The following is a 7329-nucleotide window of genomic DNA, read 5'->3' on the forward strand; positions in this document are numbered from 1 at the left end:
CGAGCACCGCGCTGTGTTGGCCGAGCAGGTGTGCGATGGCGCCGGCATCGGTGAAACCCCCCACCGTGTTGGTGGAGCGTGCCGCCCAATCGCCGGTCATCAGCAGCGCCGAGGCGCCGACTATCACGACGAAGGCCCCCAATACGGTGTCGGCGCGTTCGTAGCCCATGAATCGCGGCGTGATCCTTTTGTCGACGACGTTGGACTGCTGAAAAAACAGCTGCCACGGTGCCACCGTAGTGCCGACGATGGCGATGATCAGCAGCACCGAATCCGAGCTCACGCCACCGGAAATGCTCGGTACCACAAAGGACTTCGCCGCGTGCGCCCACTGCGGGTGCGACATCAGCAGCATCGGTATCTGCAGCAGGGTGATGGCGATGAAGACGAACATGGCCCGCTCCCAGCGCCGGAAGCTGCCGCTTGCCATGATCGCGACCAGCGCTGCCGCCGATATCGGCACCACGACGTACTTGGAGACGCCGATGTAGTCGGCGGCCAGGGTGATGCCGATGAACTCGGTGACGATCGTCAGAAAGTTCAGCAGGAACAGGTCGCCGACGGAGAACCAGCCCCAGCCGCGGCCGAACCGCTCGTTGATCAACCGTGCGTGCCCGACTCCGGTGACCGCGCCGAGCCGGACCACCATTTCCTGGTTGACGATGAGTACCGGGATCAGCAGCAGCAGCAGCACCCACAGCAGCGAGTAGCCGTAGTTCTGGCCGGCCTGGGCGTAGGTGGCTACGCCGCCGGCATCGTTATCGCCGACCATCACGATGATCCCGGGTCCGACGATTGCCAGCAGGGTCAGCAGCCGGGTCTTCAGCGTGCGGGAATGCCCGATCTCACTGACACTGATGCGCCCGAATGCCCCTTCGATATCCCCCAGGTGCGCGGTGTCGAGCACCGCTGTCTGCTTCGCCGCGGTGGTGCGCTCTTCGGCTTCGGTCACTTTTCCTCACCTCCGGGCACCGCCGCCGTGCGGTGATCGTCGGGCTGGCTGATATCGCGGACCGGACGCGGCGCGGGCTCGCGGCGGCGCCAGTCCTCGGGAATGGTGGCCTCGAGCACGTCGTCGACCGTGACCACCCCGAGCACACGGTCCTGTTCGTCAACCACCGGGACGGAGTAGAGGTTGAAGTCGGCCATCAACAGCGCGATGTCGGTCAGGTCGGCATCGGGGCCGACCCGCACCGGATCCGAATCCATAAGCGTCCCAACGCTTTCGCTGGGCTCAGAGTGCAACAGGGTGATCACCGACAACACGCCGGCGAGACGTTTGTCCCCGTCGAGGACGTGCATCTTGATCAACGCCTCCGGCTGAACGGTGCGCGCAGCGGCAATCAGCGCCAAGGCCTCGGCCGCGGTTGTGGTCGGCGCACAGGCGACGAAGTCGACGTTCATCAGCCCGCCGGCACTTTCGGAATTGAAGCCCATCAGCGTGATCACCTTGGTGCGCTGCGGCGCGGGCATCAGGTCCAGCACCCGCCGGCGCCTCTTTTGGCGCAGGTCTGCGATCGCGTCGGCGGCATCGTCGGCACGCATCCGGCCCAGCAGGGCGGCGACCTCGTCATCGGGCATGCCGTCGAGCAGCCGACTGGCCTTTTCCGGATCCAGTTCCTCGAACACGTCGGCTTCCAGCTCGGGATCGCTATGCACCCGATCGAGGATCTCGCCGCCCTCCGCCTTGTCGGCTTCCTCTAGAAGATCGGCAATCTCGGCTGCTTTGAATCCGTCGAACCGGTCCGACAGACGACGCAGACCATCCGACCGTTCGTGACCGATCAGCGGTTCGAATGCCTTCCAGTCGCGGGCCGCATGGCCGCCTGACCTCTTGATCAGGCCGAACAACCTTGGTGGGCGTCGGGTGTCCAGCCGCGCGACCACCCATCCGGCGCCGGTATCTTCCAGCTCGACGTCGTAGGCGCGCACCAACTCCACGGCGGCCACGTCGATCAGCCGGTGCCCCAACACATCGGCGCGCAACAGTACCTCGCCGTCGCGGCGCTCAAAACCGCGCAAGTCAATCTTGTTCTTGGCCAGTACAACTCGGCCCGGCGCGAACTCGTGAATGGATTTCCTGCCGACGAAGACCTCCCGCCCGCCTACCCCAGCCACGATGCCGGTCACCGAGGGATATTCGCCGGCGCCGCGCAGCCGCACGATCACGTCCTCGACGCGGCCCACGGTCTCGCCTGAAAGCGCCAGCACCGGCGCCCGCAGCAGCTCGGATAGATGGATTACCGGCACTCCGCCGGGGCCGGTCGCGGTCTCTGATGTGGTCACTTGTCCCTCCTCATCAGCGTGAATTAGACGCTAGCGAGCAGACTGCACAAGCCCGTCAATTGCGAGGGCCGCCAGAGTGTACGCCGCGCGAACGACGGCTAGCCAGGACGAATGGGTAAAAGAGTAGCGGCCATCGGGGATACGGGCCGTGACGCGCGAATCGTCTCAGCCGCGAGCGACCCCATAGGTACAGAGAAAACGCCGTTTTGCCGACATTTTTGGGACCCTCGCGCCCCGGACTCCGTGCGCCGGCGCGTGGTACAGCTAGCTCAGTACCGAGGTGTAGTAAATCGTGTCGGCCATCGACACCGAGTCGTGAGTCTGCGGGTCGGGCCCAAAGGCCGAAAGACCGAAGTCGGCCAGCAACTGGCTCATCGGCGTACCGACGGACCACCAGCCCAGGCCGTCCAGGTAGGCGGCGACGTCCTTGCGCTCACCTTCGAAGCCGAGCTCTTCCCAATCCAACTCGAAGCCGTGCTCACGCCATTTTTCGGTGGACTTGCGCATCATCTCGCGCGCTTGTTCGGTGTCGCGCTCGGGCCGGTCCGGAATGGCTTCGACCGCGAGCCGGCTGCCCTTGGCGCTCAGCGCGGTGATGTTGTCCATCAATCGGTCCTGAGCTTCCGGCGGCAGATACCCCAGCAGCCCCTCGGCGATCCACGCGGTCGGCCGATTCGGGTCCAAACCGGCCTCCCGCAGGGCGTTGGGCCAGTCCTGCCGCAGATCGATTGCCACCGTGCGCAATTCGACCTTCGGGGCGGCGCCAAGACCTTCGAGGGTGGTGGACTTGAACGCGATCACCTGCGGCTGGTCGATCTCGAACACCTTCATCCCGGCCGGCCATTCCAACCGGTAGGCGCGGGCATCCAGACCGGAGGCCAGGATCACGGCCTGCCGGATGCCGGCCTGCGTCGCATCCCGAAAGAAGGAGTCGAAAAAGCGGGTGCGGGCGGCCATCGCTGCGGGCATGTGCTCGAGCTTCCAGCTGGACTCCTCGACGTCGACGTCAGCGGCGACCAGGTCGCCACTCGCCCATCGAGTGAAGAAGTCCACGCCGACGGCACGCACCAGCGGTTCGGCGAATTGGTCGTTGATCACCGGGTTGTCGGCCTTGGTCGCGATCGCGCGGGCGGCGGCCACCATGGTCGCCGTCGCGCCTACGCTGCTGGCCAAGTCCCAGCTGTCGTTGTCTGTGCGGGGCACGGGTATTCTCCAATGTCAGGATTGAGGATTATTTAGCTAGTTTAACACTTAGTCAGTTTAACCACTGATCGTCCGGGGCGCGTGTGAAGTGCTTCACAAGGTCCCCGCGTGGGTATTCTGGCAGCCATGCCACGTTCGTTCGACATCGTGACCGATTCGCCCGCCAGCGTTGAACAGGTTCATGCGGCGTTCGGCCGCGAGGACTATTGGCTCGCGCGCTTCGCGGCGGGCGACGCTGCTGCCAGCACCACGCTGGATTCGCTGGACGTCGACGCCGACGGAACGGTGACGGTGCGCGTCACCCAGCACCTGGGCCGCCAGCTGCTACCCGGGATGGTTGCCAAGCTCGTGCCCGGCGACCTGAAAGTCGTGAATTGCGAGACGTGGAGACCAATTGGTGACCGTCAGGTACGGGGGCAGATCAACGTCTCGGCGACCGGCGGGCTGGGATCGGGCCGTGCCGAAGCGTGGTTGGCACCCGCGAGCGACGGCTCGCAACTGCGCTACGCCGTGCGGGTGCAGGTCAAAATTCCGTTGGTCGGCGGCAAACTCGAGAAGTCCATCGGAGCCGGTTTGGCTAAGAGCATCCCGACGGTGCATCGATTCACCACCACGTGGATCGCCGAACATGCATGACATCGGCGCGAATCCCGGTTAAGTGACCACGGATTTGGGTAGGTTCAGAAGCATGGCCAAGCCTGTGACCGTCTTCGCTGCCGCTCTGGTCGCGGTTCCCGTCGCCCTGATCGGTGCCTGTAGCACCAACCAGCAAGGAGCCAACCCCTCATCCGGAACCACCACCGCGCCAGCGGGGACGGAGAGGTTGACTACACAGCTGCGGACGGCGGACGGCAGGCAAGTCGCCAACGCGACGATCGATTTCTCGAACGGCTACGCCACGATCACCGTCGAGACCGTCACCGGCGGCATACTCACTCCCGGCTTCCACGGGCTACACATCCATTCGGTGGGCAAATGTGACCCCGATTCGGTTGCCCCGAACGGCGGCACTGCCCACGGTGACTTCCTTTCCGCAGGTGGGCATTTCCAGGTGGCCGGTCACACCGGACATCCCGCCAGTGGTGATCTGACTTCGCTGGAGGTTCGCTCGGACGGCTCGGCGAAACTTGTCACCACCACCAACGCGTTCACCGCGGCCGACCTGCGCGGCGGTCAGGGAACCGCGCTGATGATCCACGAGGGCTCCGATAATTTCGGCAACATCCCGCCGCGTTACCAGATCAACGGCACCGGGGGCCCCGACCCGGAGACGCTCGCTACGGGCGACGCCGGCAAGCGAGTCGCGTGCGGCGTGATCGCCGCGCCGAGTTCGGGAACCAGCATTTCCACGTCAACGTCGACCGTCACCGCGACGGTGACATCTCCGGTACCGAGTACCAGCGGCAGTTCGACCCCGCCATCCTCGTCGGTTGCCACCACGACATCGGGGACATCGGGCACCGAGACGAAAACAGCGACTACACCGCCCGTCGTGCCCCCACCCGGCGGGTAACCCACACCCACCCTGGATGGTCGGCGTTCATATCCGCCACGCTCGACGCGCACCCTGGTACGTAGTATTCGCGGGTGCCGATGGTAGTTCTGCGACGCAAGAGGCGTGTGCCGCCGACCGATGTGGTGATCGAGCTGGACAATGCCGACGAGCTGTTCGCGGCTGATCGCCGCGGTTTGCTCGGTGGCGCACGCCGCATCGATAGCGGTATGGACGAACTGCTGGAGCGGTTACTGGCCGAGAAGGAGATCACCGCAGAGCCTGAATGCCCGATTCCGTCGTTTTCGTGGGCCCTCCAAATCGGGCCTCTAGCCGATGTTCAACTGCGCGCGTGTTGCTGCTGGGGACCTGGCTGCGGCGCAGCTTGTCGGGGCACACGTAAGGCCAGGAAGTACTCGTGCTGCCGGTTGCGGTCGACCGTATAGCCGATCGCCTTCACGACGCCATCGGTGTCGTATTCCAACCAGCGCTCGGTGCGCTGGCGCTCGAATTCGGTCCAGGACGCCACGGTAAACCTCTCGAGGAACGTGTCGGATTGTCCGACACTGTGGTACAGCCGCCAACTGTGGCCACCCGTTCGCAGCCGTGACAGCCTGACCGCGCTCATCGACTTGACGAACTCTTCGAGGTTTTCGACCGGCACCTGGTAGCGGACAGTCACCAGCACCGGTCCGTCGTTAGGGCATGGTTCAAACACGAGCGTCGGCGACGGCCACGCGGTGGAAATGTCCACGCTCAGCTCGCCGGTGCACGGCCGCAACGGCAGCACGACAACGCTGAGGGCAACAGCGCCGAGCACGATCGCCGACCCGACCAGTGCCGTGTGAAGTCCCGCCCGCGTGGCGACGGCGCCCCAGATATAGGAGCCGAGCGCCTGAGATCCGGTGGCAACCAACAGGTACACCGACAACCCGCGGGCCATTACCCATCGCGGCAGCGACAGCTGCGCTGCGGCGTTCAGCGTTGTCAGCGTGAGCAGCCAGGCCATCCCCGACAGCAACAAGATGGGAATCGCCGCAACGAACGGCAGCCAGACCACCGCCAGCGGCGCCACGCCGTACACAGTGGCGGAGCCCGCCAGCACCACGTTGTTGGAGATTCTTTGGTGTAACGGCGTAGCAAACACGACGGCGAGTACCGCACCAAGACCGATAGCCCCAAGCGCCACACCGTATCCGGCGGCTCCCAGATGCCATCTGTGGGCGGCAGCCACCGGCAGCAGCGCCAACAGCGCCGAGGCTGGAAGCAGGAAAAGGGCTGCGCGCAAAAGGATCCGGCGGAAGATCGGGCTGTTGTTCACGAAGAGCAGTCCGCTGATGATGGCCTGGCCGAAGTGTTCTCGTTCGAGAGCGACGATCTGCTTGGGTCGTTTCCACGCCCGCAGGGCAACGATTATTCCGGCAAAGGAAACTGCATTGATCGCGAAAACCGCTGCGGCGCCGGACAATGCCACCACAACGCCGCCAATCGCCGGTCCGATGGCTCGAGCGGCGTTGCCCGACACGCTGCCCAAGATCGAGGCTGCCGGTATCTGCTCACGCGGGACAATCTCAGGCTGTATCGCCTGCCAGGCCGGCCCGGTCAGTGCAGCAGCGCAGCCGATGGCCACGGTAAACATCAACAGCGCTGTCGGGCCAAGGCGACCGAGATACGTCAGCAACGCCAGGGCCAGCGCCACCAACACCGCGTACGACTGCAGGAATATCAGCAACCGCCGACGGTCGAACAGGTCGGCAAACACTCCGGCGAATAATCCCAAAACCAGCGTCGGCCCGAGACTGGCGGTCTGGACCAGCGCCACGATGACGTCGCTGCTGTGCTTTTCCACCAAAAACCATTGGGCCGCGACGCTTTGCATCCAGGTCCCGATGTTGGAGCCGAACTGCGCGATGAATAGCGAGCGGTACACGCGACTACGCAACGGGGCCCATGCCGACGGCTGCCCACCGTCGACACGCTCCTGACCCTGAATCACCACCGAACCGAAGTCTAAGACACCCGCCCAGCACGCACGATTCGTAAGGTCAGCTGTCGCGCAGGCCTGCAGCGGCCCGGATCTGCCTGCGGGCCGCGCCGCGGTCAGTATCGGGAAATATGTAGTGGCTCAATGCGGTTCGTGCGATCGCGCCAGCGAGGTCGCCCGGCGGCGGCGCGGCGCCGGCGCCATGCTCGCGGGCGCACTGCCGCAGCACCACCACCAGCCCTTCGGTGATCATGGGCAGCGCTTGCGCCATTTGCTGGTAGGCAAAACTCGGCTCCAGGTCGAGCAGTCGCCCGGGCGGCTGCTCCTCGACGAAAGTCGCAACGACGTCGACCGCGGCTTCCAG

6 protein-coding genes and 1 pseudogene are annotated in these 7329 nt (G+C 65.0%); 2 read left to right on the forward strand and 5 right to left on the reverse strand.

The window, feature by feature from the left end; all coding sequences use genetic code 11:
• The 3 genes from VML93_RS35795 to VML93_RS35805 form a co-directional block, all read right to left on the reverse strand.
• The coding region (locus tag VML93_RS35795) for an NRAMP family divalent metal transporter (protein ID WP_325618190.1) at window positions 1-952 on the reverse strand (952 nt) is incomplete at its 3' end.
• Window positions 949-2286 carry a magnesium transporter MgtE N-terminal domain-containing protein gene (locus tag VML93_RS35800; protein WP_414686534.1) on the reverse strand — a complete coding sequence of 446 codons (1338 nt, stop codon included), beginning with the start codon at window positions 2284-2286 and terminating at the stop codon, window positions 949-951. The genes VML93_RS35795 and VML93_RS35800, both read right to left, overlap by 4 nt.
• A gap of 264 nt (window positions 2287-2550) precedes the next feature.
• Window positions 2551-3489 (reverse strand): class I SAM-dependent methyltransferase, encoded by a 939-nt coding sequence (locus VML93_RS35805; protein WP_325618192.1) that lies wholly within the window; start codon window positions 3487-3489, stop codon window positions 2551-2553.
• 126 nt (window positions 3490-3615) lie between these two features.
• Between VML93_RS35805 and VML93_RS35810 the strand changes: the two genes are divergently transcribed.
• Both VML93_RS35810 and sodC read left to right on the forward strand, forming a co-directional pair.
• Window positions 3616-4125, forward strand: coding sequence for a DUF2505 domain-containing protein (locus VML93_RS35810; protein WP_325618193.1), 510 nt, complete (start codon window positions 3616-3618; stop codon window positions 4123-4125).
• Between the two features lie 52 nt (window positions 4126-4177).
• A complete protein-coding gene (gene sodC / locus VML93_RS35815) occupies window positions 4178-5002 on the forward strand; it encodes a superoxide dismutase[Cu-Zn] (protein WP_325618195.1) in 825 nt (274 codons plus the stop codon).
• A gap of 319 nt (window positions 5003-5321) precedes the next feature.
• Here sodC and VML93_RS35820 read toward each other — a convergent pair whose 3' ends face one another.
• Both VML93_RS35820 and VML93_RS35825 read right to left on the reverse strand, forming a co-directional pair.
• Window positions 5322-6980, reverse strand: coding sequence for an MFS transporter (locus tag VML93_RS35820; protein WP_325618197.1), 1659 nt, complete (start codon window positions 6978-6980; stop codon window positions 5322-5324).
• 46 nt (window positions 6981-7026) lie between these two features.
• Window positions 7027-7329: pseudogene (locus tag VML93_RS35825) on the reverse strand (TetR/AcrR family transcriptional regulator); the annotation flags it as partial.

Origin of the sequence: Mycobacterium sp. (assembly GCF_035499775.1) — a bacterium.
GTDB lineage: Bacteria > Actinomycetota > Actinomycetes > Mycobacteriales > Mycobacteriaceae > Mycobacterium.